Origin of the sequence: Burkholderia paludis (genome assembly GCF_000732615.1) — a bacterium.
In the GTDB taxonomy this organism is placed as follows: Bacteria; Pseudomonadota; Gammaproteobacteria; order Burkholderiales; family Burkholderiaceae; genus Burkholderia; species Burkholderia paludis.
This window is the reverse complement of the sequence record NZ_JPGL01000007.1, coordinates 198405-220037: the sequence shown is the minus strand read 5'-3', so window position 1 is coordinate 220037 and position 21633 is coordinate 198405. Positions and strand designations below refer to the sequence as shown.

Genomic DNA, 21633 nt, shown 5'->3' with positions numbered 1-21633 from the left:
CGGGCCCTGCCATAGACGTGCAACGAGCCCGTCGCGGGACGGGCTCGTTGCAGGCGCGAACCGCGCGCAGGGGGCGCGCGGAGGCCGGCTTAGTGGCCGAAGTAGATCGAGTCGCGCGGGTTTTGCACCTTCGCGACCGGTGCGCCGCCCTGGACGGTCGCGGCCGGTTGCGCACCGTAGCCGCTGTTGTCGGCGGCTTGCACGCGGGCTTGCGCGGCCTGGATGTCGGCCGGGTAGTACGGGCTCGACTGGCCCGGCTTGTAGCCGGCGCTTTCGAGCTGGGCCAGCTCGCCGCGCACCTGTGCGCGGGTGACGGTGCTTTGGGCGAATGCGCCGAACGAGGCGGACAGGGCGACGGCGGCGACGACTGCGGAAACGAGCGATTTCATGATGACCTCCGGTGTTTGTTGGCTTTCCGCGTTCGACACCTTGTCGTAAGCGGTTGATTACATCGTAGGCGCCGGCCGACCTAGGGTAAACGTGAGTTTCAGCGAAAGATCGTTGCAGGAGAGGCAATAATATCGAGATGAATCGATGCTGATCCCATCATGTGTTGCCGGATTTGCAAGGGCGCGGCGGCCGGTGCGTTCGACGCGGAGCGTGTGCTCGGAGCGGGGGGATGGGGTACGGGCGGGTGCCCGGCGTCGAGGGCGCGGGCGAAGGGGCAAGTTGCGGGAGGCGGTGCGGGATCAGACGCCGTCGTCGTCGATTTCCTTGCGTTCCCGGCGTTCCTCGTTGCCGCGGCGTGCGCGCAGGCGCTGCCGCGACAGCACGGCGATCACCTGCTGGGTCGGCGCGCCGGACGGCAGTTCGTTGCGGATGCGGTCGGGCACCATCGGCAGGCCCGCGCGCTGCCGGCGCAGTGCCTTGGCGATGGCGCGGCGGCATTCGTCCCCGTGGCAATCCCATTCATCGCGGATTCTCAGGCAATAACGGCATGGTTCCATCCGGAGAGTCTAACCCGTCTTCGGGAACGGGGCAGGCGCGCCGCTGAACGCCGTCACGCGCCGGGCGCGGCGTTGGCGAGCGCCGTCGCATGCGCGTGGAAACGGCGGTGTTCCTCCGGCGGCACGAGCGAGCCGCCCGTCGCCCAGATGACGTGGGTCGACCGGCTGAGGTCGAGCGCGTGGCGGCGCACGTAGTCGCGGCCGGCCTGCGACCGGGTCAGCCAGCCGGGCCCGGCGACGGCCGCGGCGGCCGACGGTTCCAGTTCCACGCCCGTCGCGTGCCGAACCGCGAGCAACTGCGCGTAGAGCTGCGCATCGCTGACGGTGAACACGCCCGACAGCAGGGACGCCATCAGCGGACTGACGAGGTGCGACGCCTGGGCGACGGCGAGGCCGTCGGCTTCGGTCCGGTTGTCGAGCCCGGCGTCGTAGACGGACACGGGCCGCCCGGGGCCGGCGGCCAGCTGGACCAGCATGCAGGGCGACGCGACGGGTTCGGCGAAAAAGCAGTGGACGTGCTCGCCGAACAGCGCCTTGAGGCCGTACGCGATACCGCCGGGCGCGCCGCCGACGCCGCACGGGAGATGGACGAAGAGCGGATGCGCCGCGTCCACGCGGCGGCCGGCCGCGGCGAGCTGCGCCGCGAGATGCCGGGCGCCGGCCGCGTAGCCGAGGAACAGCAGCGGCGAACCCTCGTCGTCGACGAAATGGCTGCGCGGCCCGTCGAGCGCCTGCGCTCGTCCGGCCGCGACGGCCTGTGCGTAGTCGCCGTCGTGCTCTATCACGCGGACGCCGCGCGTTCTCAGGCGCGCCTTCTTCCAAGGCTTCGCGTCGGTCGACATGTGAACGATCGACTCGAAGCCCAGCGCGGCGGCCATCACGCCGATGCTCAGGCCGAGATTGCCGGTGCTGCCCACGATGACGGTGTGCGCGGCAAACAGGTCGCGTGCGGCCGTGGACGCGAGAACGCGGCGGTCGCCGTCCGGTTCGAGCAGCCCGTGCCCGATCGCGAGCGACTCCGCGAGTGCGAGCACTTCATGAAAGCCGCCGCGCGCCTTGATCGAACCGGCGACCGGCAACGCGTCGTCGCGCTTGATGAACCAGGCGCCGTGCGGATCCGCCGGGTGCGACAGGTTGCGCTGCAGGGCGTCCGCCGGCATCAGCGGCGATTCGATTTTTCCGCCGCTCGCGGCGAGTTCGGGAAACAGTTCGGCCAGCAGCGGCTCGCAGCGCGCCAGCCGCGCCTCGGCCGTCGCAATGGCGGCGAGCGCCGGCGCGTCCGGCGGCAACGGGCTGCCGGCATGAGGATTCAGCCACAGAAGCGGGCGGTGCGATTGAAGGTCGGCTAATAAGCCGGCGGGTTGGAGCGTGAAGGTCATGGATCGAATTTGCGTCGGAAAGTCCGGATAACTGGCTGGAATGCTACGATTTCCGCTGCTTGCGCGACAGCGCCGATTTCTAATCCATGTATTAGCCGGACTTATATTCATGCGACTCGACGGTTCGATCCTGGGGGCGTTGCTCTGCTTTGAAACGGCTGGCCGGCTGCTGAGCTTCACGAAGACGGCGCAGGCGTTCAACCTGACGCAAAGCGCCGTGAGCCAGCAGATCCGGCATCTGGAGGACCGGCTGGGTTATCCGCTGTTCGTGCGCCAGGCGCGCGGGCTGAAATTGACCGGGAAGGGCGCGATCCTGCTCGCGACGATGTCGAGCGCGTTCGTCGACATCCATCGCACGCTGCAGACGCTCGACACGCCGGATGCGCCGCTGCAGGTCAGTTGCCTGCCGTCGTTCGCGCTGCAATGGCTGATGCCGCGCCTGTCCGAATTCCATCTGCGACAGCCGAACGTGCCGGTTCGCATGCAGGCCGAGTTCCAGGTGCTGGATCGTCAGTCGATGGAGACCGGCGACATCAACGTGGCGGTGCGCTACGACCCGGGGCAATACGACCGGCTGCATGCCGAGGCCATCCTCGACGAAACCCTGTTCCCGGTCGCCACGCCCGCGTATCTGGCGCGGCATCCGTCCTTTGCGGACGGGACCTCGCCGGACGGCGTCGTCCTGCTGCACGACGCCGCGCCGTGGGGCGGCGCACCCGAGTTCGTGGAGTGGCGCACGTGGCTGGCGGCTGTTCGCCCCGCATGGCTTGCGCATCTTGACGGCCCGCAATTCAATTTCTCCAGCCTGGCGATCACGGCCGCGCTGAATCATCAGGGCGTCGCGATGGGGCGCGCCGCGCTGGTGCACGACGAGATTGCGAGCGGACGCTTGGTGGATGTGTTCGGTACGCACGTGCGTGCGCCGGCGCGCTACATGCTGCTGTCGCGCAATCCCGACGATCCGCGCACCGCGGCCTTTTCGGCGTGGCTGAAGGACGCGTGCGCGCGTTTCGACGAAGCCCGATCGCGGCTGCATGTGGACCGCAGGCTGCGCGGGTAGCCTGTGCGGCAGGGGAGTTTAATCGGAGTGCGAAGCGATTCGGCTAAAGTCGCTCATGCTGCCTGCGCTTTCCTGTCCGTCTGCATACGGACGCCTTGCGCGTGGACGGCGCCGGCAAGCGTTACCTGAGCTGCCAGATGCCCCAGATCGCGATCAACAGGCCAAGGCCGAAGCCGCAGCCGAGCAACACATAGGTTTCCATTTCGTGCCTCTGAAAACGTGGCGGCGCCGATGAGGCGCCGCGTGCGAGCAGCAAAGTCGTTCGCGTATCGTCGCGCCGTCGGGCGGGGCGATACGCCGGGTTCGCGAATACTACGCTTTGCAGCTTTCAGAACGCATGCGGGACAGCGGGCGGTTATCCGGTGTGCGCGCTGCCCGCTTGGAGCGCGTGCGATCCGCCGTGCCGGAACACGCCCGACTTCCAGATCATCTGCGATGCCGCGATGAGCACGAACAGCAGGACGACCCTCCTGAAGAGGCGCGGCGACATCCTGTCCCGCAGCGGGCGAACGAGCCACATGCCCGCGATGGCCGGCAGGCTGGCGGCCGCCGAGATCGCGAGGTCGGCGCCGCTCGCATGCATGGCGCCGCTGAACGTCGTGATCAGCGTGACGATCGACACCACCAGGATGATCGCGATCTGCTTCGTGAACGCCCGCCCGGTCGCACCGGACGAGATCAGGTAGGTGGCGAGCAGCGGCCCGGGAACCGACGCGATGCTTTCCATCAGCGCCGCGCCGAAGCCGAGTACGAAGCCGACCGGCTTGCGCCATGCATCCGGCAGGCTCAGCTTCGGTGCGGCGAGCATCAGCGCCGCCGCCAGGATCAGCAGCGCGCCGGATGCCGCTTGCGCGTGACCGGGATCGAGCGAGAGCAGGATCGCCACGCCGGCGATGTTGCCGATCACCGTGCCCGCGATCGGCGCGGCGATCTTGCGCGCCGTCGCCAGCACCTGGCCGCCTTCCAGCGCCTGCGGGATGTTGCCCAGGATGATCGGCATCGACAGCAGCAGCACCGCATGCCGGATCGGCAGGAACTGGCTGAGTATCGGCATCGCGATCAGCGGCACGCCGATGCCCGTGATGCCCTTCGCCATGCCGCCCAGCAACAGCGCGACGGCGATACCGGCCAGGTCGAGCGCCGTGAGACCCTGCAGGCTGGAGACCAGCACCCCTTCAGTCAGATTGAAATGAATCATGGCTTGTCGCGGCATATCCGGCGCCGGGCGCGCTCGACGGCGCCCGTTGCGCTCGCGTGCGTGACGCACGCATTCGTTGTGGTCCGGCTCGGGCCGATCATCCGGTCGCATGGCGCGGCCCGTCGTGCGGCCGGGCGCGCATGCCGTCGACGCGGCGGTTCGAGGACGCATCTTACCTGAGCGTCGCGGCGTCGTTCGATCCGGCTGCCGAGCGCGGTGAAGGTCGTCCGAACGATCGTCGCACCGGTTCAATATAATTCATGACGATCAGCCGGTTCATGCACGATGTAGATGCCATCAGACAAGGAGATGCAATGACGCTTGCCCAGTTGCAGGCACTGGCGGCCGTGGTCGAACTCGGGTCGCTCACGGCCGCGGCCGAGCGGCTCAGCCGCAGTCAATCCGCGATCAGCCATGCGCTGACCGAGCTGGAGGAGCTCACGCAGGTCAAGCTGCTCTGGCGCGACCGGCAGCCGGTCGTCCTGACGGCGGCGGGCGAACGCCTGTGGCCGTACGTCCAGAGCGTGGTGCGGGAGGCGCAGACGCTGCGCCAGCAGTTCAGCCTGTCGCGCGGCAAGCTCGAGGGAAAGCTGGTGGTCGCGTCGCTGCCGAGCGTGTCGCTGGCGTTCGTCGTGCCTGCGCTCGAGGCGCTGAAGGAGATGCACCAGGGCGTGTCGGCGGTGCTGCTCGAAGGCACGGACAGCGAAGTCGAAGGGTGGATCGAGGACGGTACGGCCGACATCGGCGTGGTGGCCGGCACGAAGACGTTCGCGCACGATCTGCCGCTGCTCGACGAGGATTTCGTCGCGGTGGCGGCCGACGGCCTGTTCGCCGGTCGCAAGCGCGTATCGGCGAAGCAGTTGTCCGCGGCGCCGTTCATTTTTTCGAAGGCGGGCTGCGGGCCGGTGATCGCGGATTACTTCGCGCGCGGCGGCGCGCCGCTGCGGGCCGTGTTCAACGTGGTCGAGATGCGCACCATCCTGTCGATGGCGGAGGCCGGCATGGGCGTGTCGATCGTGCCGCGCATCACGCTCACGTACACGCCGTTCGGCGGCCATGTACTGGAGCTGTCGCCAAGGCTGCAGCGCTCCGTGCGGCTGTCGTGGAATGCCGCCGGCAACGCGGTGACCGACGCGTTCGTCCGGCTCGTCGAGCTGCAGCGCGCGAACGCGGCGAAGGCGCTCCGGACACGCGCGAAAAAGAGCCGGTAACGCACGGCCGCCGCGATGAACGGCATGCATGCGGGGCTTGCAGTTTATTCATGATGATGACGGTCGGGATGCAATATATTGTTCGCACCTCGCCCCGTTGACTGCGTTGCCCCGAAGGAGATTCCCGTGCCGACACTATCCGCCTTGCTTGCGTTCGGGCTTGTATCGCTCGGCATGGTGCTGACGCCGGGGCCGAACATGATCTACCTGGTCTCGCGCTCGATCTGTCAGGGCCGCCGCGCCGGGCTGGTGTCGCTCGGCGGCGTCGCGCTGGGGTTCGTGTTCTACATGGTGTGCGCGGCGCTGGGCATCACCGCGTTGCTGCTGACCGTGCCGTATGCATACGATGTCCTGCGCTTCGCCGGTGCGCTGTACCTGTCGTACCTCGCGTGGCAGGCGCTGAAGCCGGGCGGCCGCTCGGCGTTCCAGGTCCGGCAACTGCCGCCCGACAGCCGCGCGAAGCTTTTCGCGATGGGGTTCGTCACGAACCTCGCGAATCCGAAGATCGCCGTGATGTACCTGTCGCTGCTGCCGCAGTTCATTGCGCCGGGGCACGGCAGCGTGCTCGCGCAATCGCTGGCGCTCGGCTGCGTGCAGATCGCGGTGAGCGTCAGCGTGAACGCGCTGATTGCGTGCATGGCCGGCGCCGTCGCGGGTTTCCTCGCGGGCCGGCCGGCATGGGCGCTGGTCCAGCGCTGGTTGATGGGGACGGTGCTGGCCGGGCTCGCGGCGCGTATCGCGCTGGAATCGCGCAGCTAGCGCGGGCGCGGGCGTTGCTGTCGACCTGTGTTCCGTCGACGGCGCCCGGCCGCCTTACTCGGGGCAGTTGCCCTGCGCGCGCCCGGCGACCTGAACGGGCGCGGCTTTCTCGCGGCGCCGGCTGCGCGTCGAGAGCCAGCACAGGATCGAGCCGCCGCACACCATCGACGCGCCTTGCCAGAATTCGATCGACAGCGGCGCACGCAGCAGCGTGGCGGCGAGCAGGGCGGCGAGCACCGGAGTGAAGTACGACGCGCCGACGATCACCGTCACGTTGCCGTGCATGATGCCGGTATTCCAGGCCGCATAGCCGAACCCGAGCGCCGATGCCGCCAGCACGATGCAGACGACCGCATGCACGCTGAACGTCATGCCGCCGCCGCCTTCGACCGCGAACTTGATCCAGAGCGCCAGCGCCACCAGCATGAAGAACGGCGTGACGCCGTTCTTGCCGTCGGCAAGGCGCGCGGTGATCGTGCAATAGCCGGCCCAGAGCAGCGCGCCGAAGAACGCGAGGCCGTAGCTCAGCGGATTGTCCGCGACGTTGTGCAGCATGCCGGCCGGATCGAGGCCCCGCTCGCCGCCGAGCACCCGGCAGATGCCGAGCATCGACAGCAGGACGCCCGGCACGACCAGCAGGCTGGCGCGCTGCCGGTTGAACACGATTGCCGCGACGAGCGTGAAACTCGGCCACAGATAGTTGACCATCGAGACTTCGATCGCCTGCTGGCCGGTGTGCGCATAGCCGATGGCGAGGGACAGGCACAGTTCGTACGCGACGAACAGCAGCCCGCCCCAGATCAGATAGGGCTTCGGAAACCTGCTCAGGTCGGGGAAGCCGACGGTCAGCAGCAGAAGCGCGGAGGCCACCGTATAGATCATCGCCGCGCCGCCGGTTGCACCGAGGCTTTCGCTGACGCCGCGAACGAGCGCGACCACCGATGCCCACAACAACACGGCGCCGAGCCCGGTGAGCGTTGCCTTATTCCTGCGATTCATGCGTCCTGCCTGTTTCAAGTGCCGGTCCGATCCCGGATGGTTCGGTGCCGCCGCGCGGCGCCGCGATCGCGATGCGATACGGCAGGTGCCTGCGGAAACGCATAGTTTAACGGGGCGACGGCGACCGGGCCGCGACGGAGGCGGCGAACGGGCGTGCGAGGCCGCAGTCGGGCGCGAGTCGTCGAACGGCGCGTCGCGGTATAGTCACGCAGCTGCATTGACATGTCGCGCATCCAGTCGCGCGACACGAACCACAACGATCCGGAGGAGCCAGGGTGAATCGCCCGATGCTGATGGTGTCAGCCGCCGTCTTGACGATGCTTGCCGGCGCCGCGCGCGCCGATGCACCTTATGTCGATGCGCGGGAGGTCGCCCGCTGCACGCGGCTCGACTTGCGCAACCTCGCGTATCCCGCCGAAGCGCGTCGCGCGGGCCAGGGCGGGGAGGTGACGGTCGGCGGCGTCGTGCTGCCGGACGGCACGCTGTCGGACGTGACGGTGCTGAAGAGCAGCGGGCACGCGGTACTCGACGACGCGGTCACCGCCGCATTCAAGACTATCCACTGTGTCGCGGACGAGGGGGCGCAGCCGATTCGCATGAAGCTGGTGGCCAACTTCTCGTTGAGGTAGCAAGCCGGCGCGTATCGCGTTTTCAAGGGCAGGCAGCGAAGGCTGCGCCGTCAGCCGGCGCCGCGTTGCGGCGCGGCGCACGTCCGACCGTCGTCCGCCATTGCGCGCACCGTGTCATTCCGACCGCCCCGGCACGCCGCGCGTCCCGCGCGCGGTGCGGCCGAAGCAACGGGCGTCCGCCCGATCAGCGTTCCGACCGCTTCTTGCTCAGCTCGATCGTCTCGAACAGTTCATAGTCGGCGGTCGGCTGCTGGTCGGCGCCCGGCGCGTGGTAGTAGCGCATCGTGATCGTCGTGTTCCCGCCCGGCTTGCCCGGGTCGTGGTCGAACACGGCGATCCCGTAGCCGGTGCCCGTATCGCGGCGCGCGGACCAGATCGCATCCTCGAGCGCATCGGCCGGCTGACGCACGAACGTGTTCGGCGCCGTGCCGGGCACCGGCCGGTTCGGCTTCGTGAACACCTTCGCCTGCGCAAAGCCGGTCGCCGGATTCTCGCCGTACACGTCGAGCGGCGCGCTGGTGCCGCCGCCGCCGAGAATCAGGTGGATCGTGCCGTGGCTCGTGTCGAACTTCGTGCGGTCCGGATCGGTCGTGCCGACCGGGCGCGGCTGCAGCGTCTCGACGACTTCCCCGGTCGACGCGTCGACGCCCGCGCGGTGATTGCAGCCGCGCACCGGGTAGCTGCGCTCGTAGTCGTGATCGTGGCCGCACAGCACGAGGTCGACGCCGTAGCGGTCGAACAGCGGCAGCCACGCCTCGCGAATGCCCTTGTCGGAACCGTTGCCCGTCTTCGACGAACTGAGCGCGTCCTGGTGCATCTGCACGATGATCCAGTCGATGTCGTCGTCATGCGCGGCATGGCGCAGCGTGTGTTCGAGCCAGCGCGTCTGCTCGCCGTTGCTGTAGCCGCGCACGTAGAACGACGTGCCGGGCTCGATCGGCGGGCGGCCCGTGCTCGCGGCCGGCACCAGCGGCGCGGGGCCGCCGACGAAGGCGGCCGCGTCCTGGTACACGACGTCGTCGGCGTCGAGCGACACGAACAGCACCGAGCTCACGCGGAAGCTGTACCAGCGGCCCGGGAAGCGCGTGCCGTTCTCCGGCAGCGTATAGCGCGCGAGATACGAGTCGAGCCCCTGCGGGCCGTTGTTGAATTCGATCTCGTGATTGCCGGGGCACGGCATCCACGGACGGTTCGCGGCCGACGTCTGGTTGTTGTTGCCGAAATCGCGCCACACCTCGGGCTGGTGCGCGGGGTTCAGGTTCGCGTAGCAGAGGTCGCCGTTCAGCAGGTGGAACAGCGGCTGGAACTGTTCGACGGCCTGCACCGCGAAGCGGCTCTGCGGCGACGACAGCACCCATGCGCCGTTCGGCGTCGCGAGGTCACCGTAGCTCGTGAAACGGAACGGCGCGCGGCCGCGCGGCGCGGTCGAGAAATTCGCGGAGAACGGCTGTGCGGCGTTGCTGTCGTTGTCGGCCGTGATCTCGTAGCGGTAGCGCGTGTTCGGCTTGAGCCCGTGCACGCGCGCGTGGTACGCGAACACGGTCTCGCCGTTCAGGCCGTCGGTGTACAGGCGCTGGACGCCGTGCACGGTGCGCGCCGGCTCGCCGTCGGCGACGATGCGTGCGCGCGGATTGACGGCGGAAGCGAGCGAGGCCCATGAAATCACGACTTCCGACGTCGGGTCGTTGCCCCACGTGAGATGGACCTGTTCGGGCGTGCCGTCCGGGTTCGACGCGGCGGCCCGCGCGGCCGCCAGGCCGCCGGCGGCGGTCGCGAGGCCGGATACGCCGGCGAGTTTCAGAAAGCCGCGGCGGGAGACGGACGCGGCAGGCTCGTTCGTCGGGTTCGGGTTGTGATTGTTGTCCTGGTTCGACATGGTCGGTGTTTTCGTTAGTGGAGACGCGAGATGTGGAACCGCCCGGCCATAGGCGCGCGGCCGGGGCGTGAGCCGGAAACGAGCGGGATCCCGGTGGCACGCATTGTCCGCAGGCAGTTTTGCCAAGTTGTGACAGCACGGCAACCCGGTGCGAGCGGCGGCACCTGCGCGCGCCGGCGCGTCGCGGCATCCGGTCCGTGGCGCGGCACATCGGGTCCGGTCGAATTTTTTTGCGGGCGCCGCGACGGATTTCGATCGGCCGCGACGTTTAACGCATGAACGGCCGCTTCCGGCCGATATCCGTGACTCTGGAGTCTTTCATGAAGCTTTCTGCTCCATTGCGGTTTGCCGCGGCATGCGTGGCCGCGCTGGCGGCGTCGGCCGCTTTCGCGCAGGCCGTCATCGTCGCGCCTTACGCGCCGCCGCCACCGCGCGTCGAAGTGATGCCGGCCCCGCGCGCGGGCTACGAATGGGACCCGGGCCACTGGCACTGGCGGCACGGCCGCTACGTCTGGATACCGGGGCACTGGCAACTGGTTCGCGTCGGCCATCACTGGGTGCCCGGACATTGGGACGCGCGCGGGCCGACGTGGCGCTGGGTGCCGGGCCACTGGGCCTGACGTGTATGCCGCCGCACGGCACGCAGTGCCCGTGCGGCGGGTTCTTCCCGCAACGTCATGAGTCGCAGCCATGCCATTTCGAATCGTCGCGATACGGGGCGCCGCAGCCGTCGTGCTGACCGGCTGCGTCGTGGTGCCGGCGCGTCCGGCCTATTACCGGCCCGCGCCGGTCGTCGTATATTGAGCGCGCCGGCCGCCGCTTGCGCGACCGGGGGGCCGGTGCACGATCGATATGCGACCTGAAACGGATGCCGATGAAACGGATCTTGCCGAAGCCGTGCGCGATGCGTGCTGCGATCCCGAACCGCCGGTACGGCAGGGTCGGGTGATGGCGCGACGCATGCAAGGAGAGCGTGACGATGAGCTTCAGTCTGCCGGCGGGCGCGTCAGCGATCGCGCCTCGGCACAGACGCGCGACGCGATGGCGCGCCCCGCGTTGAGCGAAGGCGATCCGGACGCGGCGCTGGTGGCGCGGGTCGGCGCGCGCGACGCGTCGGCCGTGCGGCTGCTCGTCGCGCGCAAGCTGCCGCGGCTGCTCGCGCTCGCGACGCGCATGCTCGGCGACCGCACGGAAGCCGAGGACGTCGCACAGGAGACGTTCTTGCGAATCTGGAAACAGGCGCCGGGCTGGCGCGAGGGCGAGGCGCGGTTCGACACGTGGCTGCATCGCGTCGTGCTGAATCTTTGCTACGACCGCTTGCGCGGCCGCCGCGAGGAGCCGGTCGACGTGTTGCCCGACGTGCCCGATCCGCAACCGGAGCCGGCCGCGCGCGCGGAGCACCGCTCGCGCGACGCGCGGGTGCGGCAGGCGCTCGCGGCGTTGCCGGCGCGACAGCGGGAAGCACTCGTGCTCCAGTATTATCAGGACCTGTCGAACGTGGAGGCGGCCAACCTGATGGGGATCACCGTCGACGCGCTGGAAAGCCTGCTCGCGCGCGCGCGGCGAAACCTGCGTGCGCAACTGGCCGGCGACTCACCTAGCGAGGACATCCGATGACACCCGAACGATTTCGCACCATCGTCGCCGCGTACGGCTCGGATGCGCGGCGCTGGCCGGACGACGAGCGCACGGCCGCCGAGGGATGGGCGCGCGCGCACCCCGGCGAAGCGCTGGCCGCGCTGGACGAAGCGGCCGAACTCGATGCGTGGCTCGCCAACGATACGGTCGCGCCGCCCGCGCCGGCCCTCGTCGAGCGCATCGTCGCGAGCGCGCCCGCACCGCGCCGTGCGCGGCGGCGGGGCGCGGTGTGGTGGTCGGGCGCGGCGTTCGCGGGGGTGGGCCTGGCCGGCGCGCTCGCGGGCGCGGTGGCCGTGTCGATGCTGATGCTCGGCAGCGTGCCGTCGTCGCAGCACGAGCCGGGCTATCTGACAACGACGTTCGGCGGTCCGAGCGTGGACTGGAGCGACAACGAATGAGCGAACGCGGCTGGAAATTCATCCTCGTCGGCTCGGTCGTGCTGAACGTATTCATGCTCGGCGCGATCGGCGGCGGCGCCTATCAGTGGTTTTCGACGCATCGCGATTCGCGGGTGGCGGGCGCGCCGGCGTCGCGCACCGCATTGCGTTTCGCCGCGGACGAATTGCCCGACGCGCGTCAGCAGGAATTCGCCGCCGCGCTGAAGGCGGCGCGCAAGGACGGCCGCGATTTCGCGCGGGAAGCGCGCGACGGACGGATCACCGTGCTGGACCTGCTCGCCGCGTCGCAGCTCGATCGCACGGCGATCGACGCCGCGCTCGACCGCACGCGCGCGGCCGATACCGCGCTGCGGGCGCAGGTCGAGCGCGGTGTCGTGGATTTCGCGGTGACGCTGACGCCGGACGAACGCGCGAAGTTCGTCGACGGGTTGCGGCGCAGCGGCAACTGGCGGCTGCCGCCGAAGGCGCAGAAGAAGCCGGGCGAGGCGGGCAGCCAGTAGGCGAGCGCCGCGCGGACGCCGCGCGATTGCGTGCGCGTGGCGCCTGCGTATCGTTCGAGCCGGCGGCGCGTGCGGGCAACGCCGCGCCGGCCGTCGATCGTTGCCGGCTCGCTTCATCGAAGCGTCGCAACGCAGCAGCCATCCGCGACGCAACCGGCACGCCCGGCGTGCGGGCATCCGGGCGGAGATCGCGTCGCGCACGCCATATTCGGGTCCATTGAAGTCGCGACAGGCAGATGCTTCGCAAGGATCGCCGCGCGACGTCCCGCCTGACATGCCCGTCGGGCCGGCTATCGGCTATCGGCGCTGACGCGCGTTGCGGTGTCGGCGAATCCGTGCCGGACCCCGGGCAATTTCCGGGCAATGCGTGCCGCCATCCTTCTCGCGGTGTACGACGGACGCCGAAATATTCGTGATGCCAGCGACGGATTTTCGCCCGGCCGACGTTAAACACGGGTACGCATCCTGAGAGCCTTCGCCATGGATCACCCGAACGACATCACCCCGGCCGCCATCGCGCTGAACCGCTTCGGTCTCGGCGCGCGGGCCGACGACACGCCGCCGGCCGACCCGAAGGCGGCGCTCGTCGCCCAGTTCGACCGTTACGACGCGCGGCCGGCCGCGTGGGCCGGCGAGCCCGACGCGGTGACGCTCGCGACGCGCTTCGCGAACGCGCGCAACGCGATGACGGGCGACGATCCGGCGACGAAACGCTCGACCGAGCAGTCGATCCGGCGCGACGGCAACGAGACGTACCGCAGCGCGGTCGCCGCGCGGCTGAACAGCGCGCTCGACACGCCTGCGCCCTTCGTCGAGCGCCTCGTCCATTTCTGGGCGAATCACTTCGCGGTATCGGTCGACAAGGGGCAGGTGGCCGCCTACGCGGGCGCGTTCGAACGCGACGCGATCCGCCCGCACGTGCTCGGCCGCTTCGAGGACATGCTGGTCGCCGTCGAGCAGCATCCCGCGATGCAGCTGTTCCTCGACCAGGCGCGCTCGGTGGGCCCCGACAGCATGGCCGCGCTGCGCGCCGAGGCACGCAATCCTTCGGCCCGGCGCGGGCTCAACGAGAATCTCGCGCGAGAAATCATGGAACTGCATACGCTCGGCGTGCGCACCGGCTACACGCAAGCCGACGTGACGGAATTCGCGCGTGCGCTGACCGGCTGGAGCATTGCCGGCGGCCGCGGGCCGCAGCCGGGCGATGCGGCGCCCGGCGCCTTCGTGTTCCGCCCGAACCTGCACGAGCCCGGCGTGCGTACCGTGATGGGGCGCAGCTACGACCAGCCCGGCGAGGCGCAGGCGCGCGCGATCCTGCACGACCTCGCGCGTTCGGAGGCGACCGGGCGGCACATCGCGTTCCAGCTCGCCCGTCACTTCGTCGCCGACAATCCGCCGCCCGCGCTGACCGACCGGCTGGCCCGCGCGTTCGACGCGAGCGGCGGCGACCTGCCGACCGTCTATCGCGCGCTCGTCGAGGCGCCCGACGCGTGGGCGCCGGTCAACCGCAAGTTCAAGACGCCGTGGGAATGGGCCGTGTCGTCGCTGCGCGGGCTTGGCTGGCGCACGACCGACGACCTGGGCAACCTGAAGGCCGCGCCGCTGCTCACGCAGCTCGGCCAGCCCGTGTGGCGGCCCGGCTCGCCGGCCGGCTACGACGACGTCGCCGCGAGCTGGGCCGCGCCCGACGCGCTCGTGCGTCGCGTCGAACTCGCACAGCGGCTGGCCGCGCGCACGGGCGACCGGCTCGACCCGCGCACGCTCGGCAACACGCTGCTCGCCGGCTCGTTGAGCGCGCCGACCGCGACCGCGCTGTCGCGCGCCGAAAGCGCGACCACGTCGCTCGCGCTGCTGCTCGTATCGCCCGACTTTCAACGGAGATGACCATGGCACTGTCCCGCCGCCAATTCCTGAGCGTTGCCGCCGCCGGTGCGGGCGCGATCCTCGTCGCGCCGCGGATCGTGTTCGCGAACGTCGAGACCGACCGGCGCTTCGTGTTCGTGATCCAGCGCGGCGCGGCCGACGGCCTGAACACCGTCGTGCCGTATGCCGAGCCCGCGTATGCGTCGCTGCGCGGCCCGCTCGCGATCGACACGGCCGCCGCGACGCGGCTCGACGGCACGTTCGCGCTGCATCCGTCGCTCGTGCGGACCGCGCAGCTGTACCGCGACGGGCAGGCGCTGTTCGTCCACGCGATCGCGTCGCCGTATCGCGACCGCTCGCATTTCGACGGTCAGAACGTGCTCGAGACGGGCGGCCGCACGCCGTACCAGGTGAAGGACGGCTGGCTGAACCGGCTCGCCGCGCTGCTGCCCGCGACGCGCGAAAGCGCGATCGCGTTCGCCCCGACCGTGCCGCTCGCGCTGCGCGGCAGCGTGCAGGCCGCGTCGTACGCGGCATCCGGTTTGCCGGCCGCGCCCGACGACCTGCTTGCGCGGGTGTCGGCGCTCTACGAGGCCGATGCGCAGCTCGGCCCGCTGTGGCAGTCGGCGATGGACGCGCGCGGCCTCGCCGGCGACGCGCATGCGCGGCAGGACCCGGCGGGCGTCGGCAAGCTCGCCGCGACGTTCCTGGCGCGCGACGACGGTCCGCGCATCGCGATGATCGAAACCGGCGGCTGGGACACGCACAGCGCGCAGAACGCGCGGCTCGCGAATCAGCTGAAGGCGCTCGACACGATGCTCGCTGCATTGCGCGACGGCCTCGGGCCCGCGTGGCAGCAGACCACGGTGCTGGTCGCGACCGAGTTCGGCCGCACGGCCGCCGCGAACGGCACGGGCGGCACCGATCACGGGCAGGCGTCGGTCGCGATGCTCGCGGGCGGCGCCGTCGCGGGCGGCCGCGTGATCGCCGACTGGCCGGGCTTGCGGCCGGGGGACCTGTACGAAGGGCGCGACCTGAAACCGACGGCGTCGCTCGACGCGCTGATCGCGGGCGCCGCCGCCGAAAGCCTGCGGCTCGATCCGCGCCGCACCGCGTCCGCGCTGTTCGCGGAAAGCGGCGCGATGCGGCCGATGAGCGGACTGTTGCGCGGAACCGCGTGACGCACGGCGCTGCCGCAGCGGCGCCGATCAATCCATCCATGACACAACAGGGAGAATGCAAGATGACGAAGATCCGATCCGTTTCGCTCGCCGTGCTGGTGACGGGCAGTGCGGCGCTGATGTCCGCCTGCGTGGTCGAACCCGTGCGGCCGCCGCAGCCGGCGCCCGTCGTCGAGGTGCCGCCGCCGATGCCCGCGCCGGGCTATCGCTGGGAGAAGGGCCATTACCGGTGGGCCGGCAATCACTGGGCGTGGGTGCCCGGGCACTGGGTAGGCGTGTACTGATCGGGCAGCACGTGCCGCGCGCGGCGCGGCGTCTTGAACCGCGATGCGCGTTGCCCTAAGCTTCGGGCTTCCGGCGGCGGGCATGCCCGTTCGCCGTCACGGCGGGCCGATCCGCGGCCGCCGTTTTCTTCCCGATGGCACCTACATGAAAGCATGGCTCGTTGCGCTGGCCGTCGCCGCCGGCATGACCGGCGCGCACGCCGCGTCGTTCAACTGCGCGAAGGCGTCCACGTTCGTGGAACGCGAAATCTGCGGCAATCCGGCGCTGTCGCGTCTCGACGATGCGCTCGACGCGGATTACCGGCACGTCGTGGACGATTTCGGCAACTACCCGGTCGAGGATCCACCCGAGTATCACCAGTTCATCGCCACGCAGAAGGCATGGCTGAAGGCGCGTAATCGCTGCACCACGACGCAGTGCCTGTTCGACAGCTACCGCAAGCGCATCGACGTGCTGTGCGGCCAGATCGACGTGCCGGCGGAAAGCGACCGCGCGACATGCCGCGGCAACGGCGGCCTGGGCGGGCTCCGCCTGGCTCGCTGAGCCTGGCCGCGACGCGCGGGCGGGGATCGCCATCCGCCGCCGCGCGCCTACCACCCGATCCGGTGTTTCTCCTGCGTCTCGCGATGCCGCCAGTCGTCGTCCGCGTGCAGGTACTGGCTGGTCGTCGTGAGCGATACATGGCCGAGGTTGTCGCGCACGAGCCGCAGGTCGACCTGGCCGTCGGCCATGTGCGAGCCCGCGCTGTGGCGCAGCCAGTGCGCGGACGCCTGTTCGAGCACGCGCGCCTGCTGCGCGCCGGCTTCGCCGTTCGCGCGCAGCCGGTCGGCCGCGTGCCCGAACACCTGCTTCACGATCCGGTGCAGCGCCGCGCGCGTCAGCGGCTTGCGCGCCCGGCCGACCGGCAGCACGAGCGGAGTCGGCTCGCCGTCGGCGGGTAGCGCAGGCAGCCCGTGCGCGCGCCGGTAGCGCGACAGCTCGGCCATCATCTCGTCGGTGGCCGGCACGAGCCGTTGCCGGCCGCCTTTGCCTGTCACGTCGAGCCACCAGCGCTCGAGCCCGTCCGCGTCGCGCCGGCAGAAGAACCGGCCCATCGTCGTGTCGGCCGCTTCGGTGATGCGCAGCCCGCCGAGGTACAGCAGCGTGAACAGCCAGCGTGCGCGATCCGCGTGGAAACACGCGCGTGCGTCGTCGCGCGGCATCGCGGCGATCGCGTCCTTGACCGACTGCCACAGCGGCTGCCCGAGATGGCGCGTGACGCGCGGCGCGGGCCGGCGCTGGCGCTGGCGCGACAACGCGAGCGGATTGCCGGCCAGGTAGCCGGCCTGCACGAGCCACGAGAACATCACGTTCAGGATCACCAGCGCCTGCCGCTGGCTGGCCGCCGACAGCGGCCCGTAGAACGGCCGCCAGCGCGGATCGTCGCGCGGATGCTTGCGGCCGCCGTTCGCGCACCACAGCTCGGCGGGCGCCGGTGCGAGCAGGAACTGCCGGTAGACGACGAGATCCTCGTGTGTGAGCGACGACAGCGGCTTGCCGCACGCGATCACGGCCCACAGCAGCAATCGTTCGGCTTCCTTGCGGTAGTTCTGGAAGGTGGTGGACGTATCGACGAAGCGCGCGAGCCAGGCGCGCACCGCGTCGAGGTCGTTGGTCGCGGCGATCTGCGGACGCGCGCCGTTCGCGCGGTTGGCGCCCGCGCGTCCGTCGAGCGCGGCCGGCACGGTCAGCACGTCGATCGGCAACGGGCGGAGCGCGGCGTCGGATGGAACGGGTGAGGTCATGCGAAGGGAGAAGGACGGTGCGTGGCCGCGCGGATCAACGCAGCGCGACGAAGCGGATCGGGAAGCGCCGATGGTACACGATCATCGCGCGGCGAACCCGCCGTCGCGACGGCGGCATCGAGCACGCCGCCCGCGAGACGGCGCGTTGTCCGGTCGTGTCCCCGCAAGCGGCGCCTGCCGCGCGATGCCGACGATCCGGGGCGCAGCGGCACGTGCGATTCGCCGGTGGCGATATGCGTGACGGATCGGGAACCCGGTAACTCGGCGCGTCGTGCGCGAGACTCCGTGAATGAGCGGGATTTTTTTGTAAGGTATTTGTGAACTTTCCCGTCACGCTATCTCTCTAATCGGCCCTCCAATGCTTTCAGAGGAACATCAGATGATTCGCCAATCCAGAACGCTGCTCGGCGCGGCCGTCATTGCCGGCAGCACGCTCCTCGCCGGATGCCAGACCGATGCGGTCGCCACGGCGCCGAACGCGGCGCGCCCGGCCGACGGCAAGCCGGTGACCCGGACCGTCTACGTCGCGCCGCAATCCGCGCGCTGCACGGGCGTCGCGCCGATGGAATGCCTGCAGGTGCGCAGCAGCCCGGGCGACGCGTGGAGCCTGTGGTATGCCGGCATCGAAGGCTTCGCGTACCAGCCCGGCTACCTGTACACGCTCGAGATCGACGAATACCGCGTCGCGCAGCCGCCGGCCGACGGCTCGTCGATCCGCTGGGTGCTCAAGCGCGTCGTCGAGCGTCGCCCGGCGAACTGACGGCCGCACTCATGCCGACGAGCGCGCCGCCGCGCCGGCCGGCGGCGCGGCCGTATCGATGCGCCGGAACACGACGGACGACAGCAGCGTGACCGCGCCCATGCACGCGAACGCCAGCATGAACCCGTGCGCCATCGAACCCCAGCGGGCGGCGAACAGGTTGACCAGCCCGCCGCCGATCGACACGCCGAGCCCCATCGCCAGCATCTGCATCATCGTGAACAAGCTGTTGCCGCTGCCGGCGTCGGCGTGCGACAGCCCCTTGAGCGTCACGCCGTTCATGGCCGCGAACTGCATCGAATTCGCGGCGCCGAACACGATCAGCAGCAGGCCTTCCAGCAGCGGCGCCGGCCGCGCCGACACCAGCGCGAAGCCGGCGATCGCGCAACCGACGATCCCCGTATTCACGACGAGAAATGCCGCGTAGCCGAAGCGCTTCACGAGCGGCGCGATCCAGCGTTTCGCGATGACGCCCGCGATCGCGGCGGGCAGCATCATCAGCCCCGATTGCAGCGGCGTATAGCCGAGCTGCACCTGCATCAGCAGCGGCAGCATGAACGGCACCGCGCTGGTGCCGATCCGGCACAGCAGGTTGCCGAGCAGCCCCGACCCGAAGTTCGGCTCGCGGAACAGCCCGAGCCGGAACAGCGGCTGTGCGCGCCGCCGTGCGTGCGGCAGGTACGCAAGCGCGCTCGCCAGCCCGAGCACGGCGAGCCCGGCGGCCCACGCGGCGCGGTGCGCGGGCATCGGCGGATCGATCGCGAGCGACAGCGCGATCATCGCGGCCGACAGCAGCGCACAGCCGACGAAGTCGAACGGTGCCGGCTGCTGCGCCTGGTCGTGCGGCAGGTAGCGCTGCACGGCGACGAAGCCGACCGCCCCGACCGGCACGTTGACGATGAACACCCAGTGCCAGGAAATCGCCTGCGTGAGCCAGCCGCCGAGCGTCGGCCCGACGATCGGCCCGAGCTGGCCGGCGATCGACACGAACGCGATCGCCGCGACGTAGTGTTCGCCCGGCACGCGCCGCAGCACCGCGAGCCGCCCGATCGGCAGCAGCATCGAGCCGCCGATGCCCTGCACGGCGCGCGCGACGACGAGCTGGCCGAGCGTATGGGATGCCGCGCAGCCGATCGACGCGAGCACGAAGACGAGAATCGCGACCGAGAACACGCGGCGCGTGCCGAACCGGTCGGCGAGCCAGCCGGACGCCGGCGTGAGCATCGCCATCATCAGCGTGTAGGCGACCACGACGGGCTGCATCGCGAGCGGCGACGCGTGCAGGCTTTGGGCGATCGACGGGAGCGCGGTGTTGACGATCGTCGTGTCGAGCGACTGCATGAAGAATGCAGCGGCGACGATCCAGAGCAGGGCGGAGTGTGGGGATTCCCGGGACATGACGAAATCGGTGGTGCAACAGGCCCGGCGCGGGTTGCGCCGCCGCGTGGCCGCGCGGCGCCGGCCGGTCTTCAGGCGTTCGATGGTACCGATTCCGACGGCCATCGGGAAGTCGCCTGAAGACGTTGACTGTCATCGGCAATGCCGATGATAATGCCGGCATGCTCAATCCTGTCTGGCTCAAGACGTTCGCGACCGTCACGAACTGCCGCAGCTTCACCGAAGCGGGGCGGCAGCTCGGGCTCAACCAGTCGAGCGTCAGCGAACACGTCCGTCGCCTCGAGGAGAGCGTCGGCCGGCGGCTGTTCGTGCGCGACACGCATTCGATCGCGATGACGGCCGACGGCGAGGCGCTGCTCGTGCATGCGAACGTGATCCTGCAGGCGCTGAACCGCGCGGAATCGCAGTTCCGCAAGCCGCGGCTGCAGGGGCGCGTACGGCTCGGCGCGCCCGACGATCTCGCGCTCGTCGCGTTGCCGGACGTGCTGGCCGGGTTTCGCGCCGCGCATCCCGACGTCGCGCTGGAAATCACCACCGGCATGACGAGCCGGCTCTGCGAAGCGCTGGACGCGGGCGCGCTCGACCTGATGATCGGCAAGCGGCGGCTCGGCGAGCGGCGCGGCACGCCGTTGCTGCGCGCGCGGCTCGAATGGGTCGCGCGGCCGGGCACCGTCGTGGATCCGGAGCGGCCGCTGCCCCTCGTGCTGGTCGCGGAGCCGAGCGTGACGCGCGCGATCGTGCTGAATGCGCTCGCGGAAAAGGGCATCGGCTGGGAAGTCGTCTGTTCGAGCAGCAGCCAGCCGGGTTGCATCGCGGCCGCGCGCGCGGGGCTCGGGCTGACCGCGACGTCGCATTACCTGTCGACGGGTGGGCTCGCGCCGCTGGGCAACGGAGATGCGCTGCCCGTGCTGCCGGAGATCGAATTCATCGCGCTGGCCGCGAAGCGGCTCAGCCCGCCGGCCCGCACGTTGCTCGAATTGCTGGAAGCGAGCGACCTGCGCGCACCGGGCGCGGAGGTGTGACGTCGCTGCGACGGGTGACGCACCTGTAACCGGCATTGGCATTGGCACCGGCACCGACACCGACACCGACACCGACACCGACACCGACACCGACACCGACACCGACACCGACACCGACACCGACACCGGCTTCGCGCGCCGTCACGCCGCCCGTTTCTGCGAAATCACGAGCAGCGCGCCGTTCCGGTCCTCCAGCACCGCGCGGTATTCGTGCGGCCCGGCCTGCACCGGCACGCGCACCGTTGCGCCGGCCTTCACGACGCGCGCCATCGCCGCGTAGAGGTCATCATTCCCGTCGACGCGCAGCGTGAGCGCCGCGCGCTCGACGATCCGCTCGTCGCCGGCCACCAGCGCGATCGTCAGCGGGCCGCCGTCGAGCGCGCAGTAGCGCTCGCCGTCGCGGAACTTCACGTTCATGCCCAGTCCGTCGACGAACAGCGGCAGCGCCGTGTCGATGTCGTCGACGGGATACAGCAGCATCGATATCTTCATCCCGGTTCTCCGATGTCGTGATTCGGGCGGCGTGCAATGCGCCGCCGTTCGATGCTAGCGCGCCGTTCCCGGCGACACGCAGTCCGATCGGATGACCGTGAAACCCTTCTATCGCTGCGTGCATGCCGTTACTCCAAACAGACGATGCCCGCGCCCGTGCGTGCGCCGACACTCCCGTTCGTGGACCGTCGCGCTTCGTCCGTATCGTGCGGGCGGCCTGCACGACTCCGACTCGTCCAACGTTCATGGAGACG

23 protein-coding genes are annotated in these 21633 nt (G+C 70.1%); 14 read left to right on the top strand and 9 right to left on the bottom strand.

All coding sequences use genetic code 11. The features are described 5' to 3' along the window. Positions 1-89: 89 nt before the first annotated feature. The 3 genes from GQ56_RS0104935 to GQ56_RS0104925 all read right to left on the bottom strand — a co-directional run bounded on the left by GQ56_RS0104935 (position 90) and on the right by GQ56_RS0104925 (position 2326). A complete protein-coding gene (locus tag GQ56_RS0104935) occupies positions 90-389 on the bottom strand; it encodes a DUF4148 domain-containing protein (protein ID WP_031397590.1) in 300 nt (99 codons plus the stop codon). A gap of 300 nt (positions 390-689) precedes the next feature. Then, positions 690-947, bottom strand: a complete 258-nt coding sequence (locus GQ56_RS0104930; protein WP_031397589.1) for a hypothetical protein — start codon at positions 945-947, stop codon at positions 690-692. Positions 948-1000: 53 nt separating this feature from the next. After that, a complete protein-coding gene (locus tag GQ56_RS0104925; RefSeq protein ID WP_031397588.1) occupies positions 1001-2326 on the bottom strand; it encodes a D-serine ammonia-lyase in 1326 nt (441 codons plus the stop codon). A gap of 109 nt (positions 2327-2435) precedes the next feature. Here GQ56_RS0104925 and GQ56_RS0104920 point away from each other — a divergent pair, with 109 nt between their 5' ends. Further along, positions 2436-3386, top strand: a complete 951-nt coding sequence (locus GQ56_RS0104920; protein ID WP_031397587.1) for a LysR substrate-binding domain-containing protein — start codon at positions 2436-2438, stop codon at positions 3384-3386. A 355-nt stretch (positions 3387-3741) separates the two neighbouring features. Here the strand turns inward: GQ56_RS0104920 and GQ56_RS0104910 are convergent, their stop codons facing one another. After that, positions 3742-4584: a sulfite exporter TauE/SafE family protein gene (locus tag GQ56_RS0104910; RefSeq protein WP_031397586.1), complete on the bottom strand. Its 843-nt coding sequence runs from the start codon at positions 4582-4584 to the stop codon at positions 3742-3744. Positions 4585-4898: 314 nt separating this feature from the next. Between GQ56_RS0104910 and GQ56_RS0104905 the strand changes: the two genes are divergently transcribed. Together GQ56_RS0104905 and GQ56_RS0104900 are read left to right on the top strand one after the other, a co-directional pair. Then, positions 4899-5795, top strand: a complete 897-nt coding sequence (locus tag GQ56_RS0104905; protein WP_031397585.1) for a LysR family transcriptional regulator — start codon at positions 4899-4901, stop codon at positions 5793-5795. A 126-nt stretch (positions 5796-5921) separates the two neighbouring features. Next, complete coding sequence (locus GQ56_RS0104900; protein WP_031397584.1) at positions 5922-6554, top strand: LysE family translocator; 633 nt, start codon at positions 5922-5924, stop codon at positions 6552-6554. 54 nt (positions 6555-6608) lie between these two features. Here GQ56_RS0104900 and yddG read toward each other — a convergent pair whose 3' ends face one another. After that, positions 6609-7553, bottom strand: coding sequence for an aromatic amino acid DMT transporter YddG (yddG, locus tag GQ56_RS0104895; protein WP_031397583.1), 945 nt, complete (start codon positions 7551-7553; stop codon positions 6609-6611). Between the two features lie 275 nt (positions 7554-7828). Between yddG and GQ56_RS0104890 the strand changes: the two genes are divergently transcribed. Next, complete coding sequence (locus GQ56_RS0104890) at positions 7829-8182, top strand: TonB family protein (RefSeq protein ID WP_152601635.1); 354 nt, start codon at positions 7829-7831, stop codon at positions 8180-8182. Between the two features lie 184 nt (positions 8183-8366). On the opposite strand, the gene GQ56_RS0104885 is transcribed toward GQ56_RS0104890, so the two are convergent. Continuing rightward, a complete protein-coding gene (locus GQ56_RS0104885) occupies positions 8367-10058 on the bottom strand; it encodes a purple acid phosphatase family protein (protein ID WP_031397581.1) in 1692 nt (563 codons plus the stop codon). A 320-nt stretch (positions 10059-10378) separates the two neighbouring features. Here GQ56_RS0104885 and GQ56_RS0104880 point away from each other — a divergent pair, with 320 nt between their 5' ends. From GQ56_RS0104880 to GQ56_RS39170, 8 genes are all read left to right on the top strand, one after another. After that, positions 10379-10678: a YXWGXW repeat-containing protein gene (locus GQ56_RS0104880; protein ID WP_031397580.1), complete on the top strand. Its 300-nt coding sequence runs from the start codon at positions 10379-10381 to the stop codon at positions 10676-10678. Positions 10679-10910: 232 nt separating this feature from the next. Next, complete coding sequence (locus GQ56_RS0104870) at positions 10911-11675, top strand: RNA polymerase sigma factor (protein WP_075122861.1); 765 nt, start codon at positions 10911-10913, stop codon at positions 11673-11675. Continuing rightward, a complete protein-coding gene (locus tag GQ56_RS0104865) occupies positions 11672-12094 on the top strand; it encodes a hypothetical protein (RefSeq protein ID WP_031397577.1) in 423 nt (140 codons plus the stop codon). The genes GQ56_RS0104870 and GQ56_RS0104865 overlap by 4 nt, the downstream gene beginning before the upstream one ends. Next, complete coding sequence (locus tag GQ56_RS0104860) at positions 12091-12594, top strand: periplasmic heavy metal sensor (protein ID WP_031397576.1); 504 nt, start codon at positions 12091-12093, stop codon at positions 12592-12594. The genes GQ56_RS0104865 and GQ56_RS0104860 overlap by 4 nt, the downstream gene beginning before the upstream one ends. Before the next feature lie 480 nt (positions 12595-13074). Next, the gene (locus GQ56_RS0104855; protein ID WP_031397575.1) at positions 13075-14478 is read left to right on the top strand and encodes a DUF1800 domain-containing protein; all 1404 of its coding nucleotides are present in this window, start codon (positions 13075-13077) and stop codon (positions 14476-14478) included. Positions 14479-14480: 2 nt separating this feature from the next. Next, positions 14481-15638, top strand: a complete 1158-nt coding sequence (locus GQ56_RS0104850; RefSeq protein WP_043301096.1) for a DUF1501 domain-containing protein — start codon at positions 14481-14483, stop codon at positions 15636-15638. Positions 15639-15700: 62 nt separating this feature from the next. Next, positions 15701-15922: a YXWGXW repeat-containing protein gene (locus GQ56_RS0104845; protein WP_031397573.1), complete on the top strand. Its 222-nt coding sequence runs from the start codon at positions 15701-15703 to the stop codon at positions 15920-15922. A gap of 145 nt (positions 15923-16067) precedes the next feature. Then, positions 16068-16466, top strand: a complete 399-nt coding sequence (locus tag GQ56_RS39170; protein ID WP_034197279.1) for a lysozyme inhibitor LprI family protein — start codon at positions 16068-16070, stop codon at positions 16464-16466. 47 nt (positions 16467-16513) lie between these two features. Here the strand turns inward: GQ56_RS39170 and GQ56_RS0104835 are convergent, their stop codons facing one another. Continuing rightward, positions 16514-17707: a tyrosine-type recombinase/integrase gene (locus tag GQ56_RS0104835; RefSeq protein WP_031397572.1), complete on the bottom strand. Its 1194-nt coding sequence runs from the start codon at positions 17705-17707 to the stop codon at positions 16514-16516. A 379-nt stretch (positions 17708-18086) separates the two neighbouring features. Between GQ56_RS0104835 and GQ56_RS0104830 the strand changes: the two genes are divergently transcribed. Continuing rightward, on the top strand, positions 18087-18467 hold the full coding sequence (locus GQ56_RS0104830) for a DUF4377 domain-containing protein (protein WP_031397571.1): 381 nt from the start codon (positions 18087-18089) through the stop codon (positions 18465-18467). A 9-nt stretch (positions 18468-18476) separates the two neighbouring features. On the opposite strand, the gene GQ56_RS0104825 is transcribed toward GQ56_RS0104830, so the two are convergent. After that, positions 18477-19865 carry a DHA2 family efflux MFS transporter permease subunit gene (locus GQ56_RS0104825; protein ID WP_031397570.1) on the bottom strand — a complete coding sequence of 463 codons (1389 nt, stop codon included), beginning with the start codon at positions 19863-19865 and terminating at the stop codon, positions 18477-18479. Between the two features lie 161 nt (positions 19866-20026). Between GQ56_RS0104825 and GQ56_RS0104820 the strand changes: the two genes are divergently transcribed. Next, positions 20027-20887, top strand: a complete 861-nt coding sequence (locus GQ56_RS0104820) for a LysR family transcriptional regulator (RefSeq protein WP_031397569.1) — start codon at positions 20027-20029, stop codon at positions 20885-20887. A gap of 141 nt (positions 20888-21028) precedes the next feature. On the opposite strand, the gene GQ56_RS0104815 is transcribed toward GQ56_RS0104820, so the two are convergent. Continuing rightward, positions 21029-21379 (bottom strand): VOC family protein, encoded by a 351-nt coding sequence (locus tag GQ56_RS0104815; RefSeq protein WP_031397568.1) that lies wholly within the window; start codon positions 21377-21379, stop codon positions 21029-21031. Positions 21380-21633 lie beyond the last annotated feature (254 nt).

What these genes read in the sequence shown, in the direction of transcription:
- GQ56_RS0104820 (WP_031397569.1), top strand. Translation starts at nt 20,027, where the DNA reads ATGCTCAATCCTGTCTGGCTCAAGACGTTCGCGACCGTCACGAACTGC.
- GQ56_RS0104865 (WP_031397577.1), top strand. Translation starts at nt 11,672, where the DNA reads ATGACACCCGAACGATTTCGCACCATCGTCGCCGCGTACGGCTCGGAT.
- GQ56_RS0104835 (WP_031397572.1), bottom strand. Translation starts at nt 17,707, where the DNA reads ATGACCTCACCCGTTCCATCCGACGCCGCGCTCCGCCCGTTGCCGATC.
- GQ56_RS0104845 (WP_031397573.1), top strand. Translation starts at nt 15,701, where the DNA reads ATGACGAAGATCCGATCCGTTTCGCTCGCCGTGCTGGTGACGGGCAGT.
- GQ56_RS39170 (WP_034197279.1), top strand. Translation starts at nt 16,068, where the DNA reads ATGAAAGCATGGCTCGTTGCGCTGGCCGTCGCCGCCGGCATGACCGGC.
- GQ56_RS0104880 (WP_031397580.1), top strand. Translation starts at nt 10,379, where the DNA reads ATGAAGCTTTCTGCTCCATTGCGGTTTGCCGCGGCATGCGTGGCCGCG.
- GQ56_RS0104850 (WP_043301096.1), top strand. Translation starts at nt 14,481, where the DNA reads ATGGCACTGTCCCGCCGCCAATTCCTGAGCGTTGCCGCCGCCGGTGCG.
- GQ56_RS0104920 (WP_031397587.1), top strand. Translation starts at nt 2,436, where the DNA reads ATGCGACTCGACGGTTCGATCCTGGGGGCGTTGCTCTGCTTTGAAACG.
- GQ56_RS0104830 (WP_031397571.1), top strand. Translation starts at nt 18,087, where the DNA reads ATGATTCGCCAATCCAGAACGCTGCTCGGCGCGGCCGTCATTGCCGGC.
- GQ56_RS0104860 (WP_031397576.1), top strand. Translation starts at nt 12,091, where the DNA reads ATGAGCGAACGCGGCTGGAAATTCATCCTCGTCGGCTCGGTCGTGCTG.
- GQ56_RS0104930 (WP_031397589.1), bottom strand. Translation starts at nt 947, where the DNA reads ATGGAACCATGCCGTTATTGCCTGAGAATCCGCGATGAATGGGATTGC.
- GQ56_RS0104870 (WP_075122861.1), top strand. Translation starts at nt 10,911, where the DNA reads ATGCGACCTGAAACGGATGCCGATGAAACGGATCTTGCCGAAGCCGTG.
- GQ56_RS0104935 (WP_031397590.1), bottom strand. Translation starts at nt 389, where the DNA reads ATGAAATCGCTCGTTTCCGCAGTCGTCGCCGCCGTCGCCCTGTCCGCC.
- GQ56_RS0104925 (WP_031397588.1), bottom strand. Translation starts at nt 2,326, where the DNA reads ATGACCTTCACGCTCCAACCCGCCGGCTTATTAGCCGACCTTCAATCG.
- GQ56_RS0104885 (WP_031397581.1), bottom strand. Translation starts at nt 10,058, where the DNA reads ATGTCGAACCAGGACAACAATCACAACCCGAACCCGACGAACGAGCCT.
- GQ56_RS0104825 (WP_031397570.1), bottom strand. Translation starts at nt 19,865, where the DNA reads ATGTCCCGGGAATCCCCACACTCCGCCCTGCTCTGGATCGTCGCCGCT.
- yddG (WP_031397583.1), bottom strand. Translation starts at nt 7,553, where the DNA reads ATGAATCGCAGGAATAAGGCAACGCTCACCGGGCTCGGCGCCGTGTTG.
- GQ56_RS0104815 (WP_031397568.1), bottom strand. Translation starts at nt 21,379, where the DNA reads ATGAAGATATCGATGCTGCTGTATCCCGTCGACGACATCGACACGGCG.
- GQ56_RS0104910 (WP_031397586.1), bottom strand. Translation starts at nt 4,584, where the DNA reads ATGATTCATTTCAATCTGACTGAAGGGGTGCTGGTCTCCAGCCTGCAG.
- GQ56_RS0104855 (WP_031397575.1), top strand. Translation starts at nt 13,075, where the DNA reads ATGGATCACCCGAACGACATCACCCCGGCCGCCATCGCGCTGAACCGC.
- GQ56_RS0104905 (WP_031397585.1), top strand. Translation starts at nt 4,899, where the DNA reads ATGACGCTTGCCCAGTTGCAGGCACTGGCGGCCGTGGTCGAACTCGGG.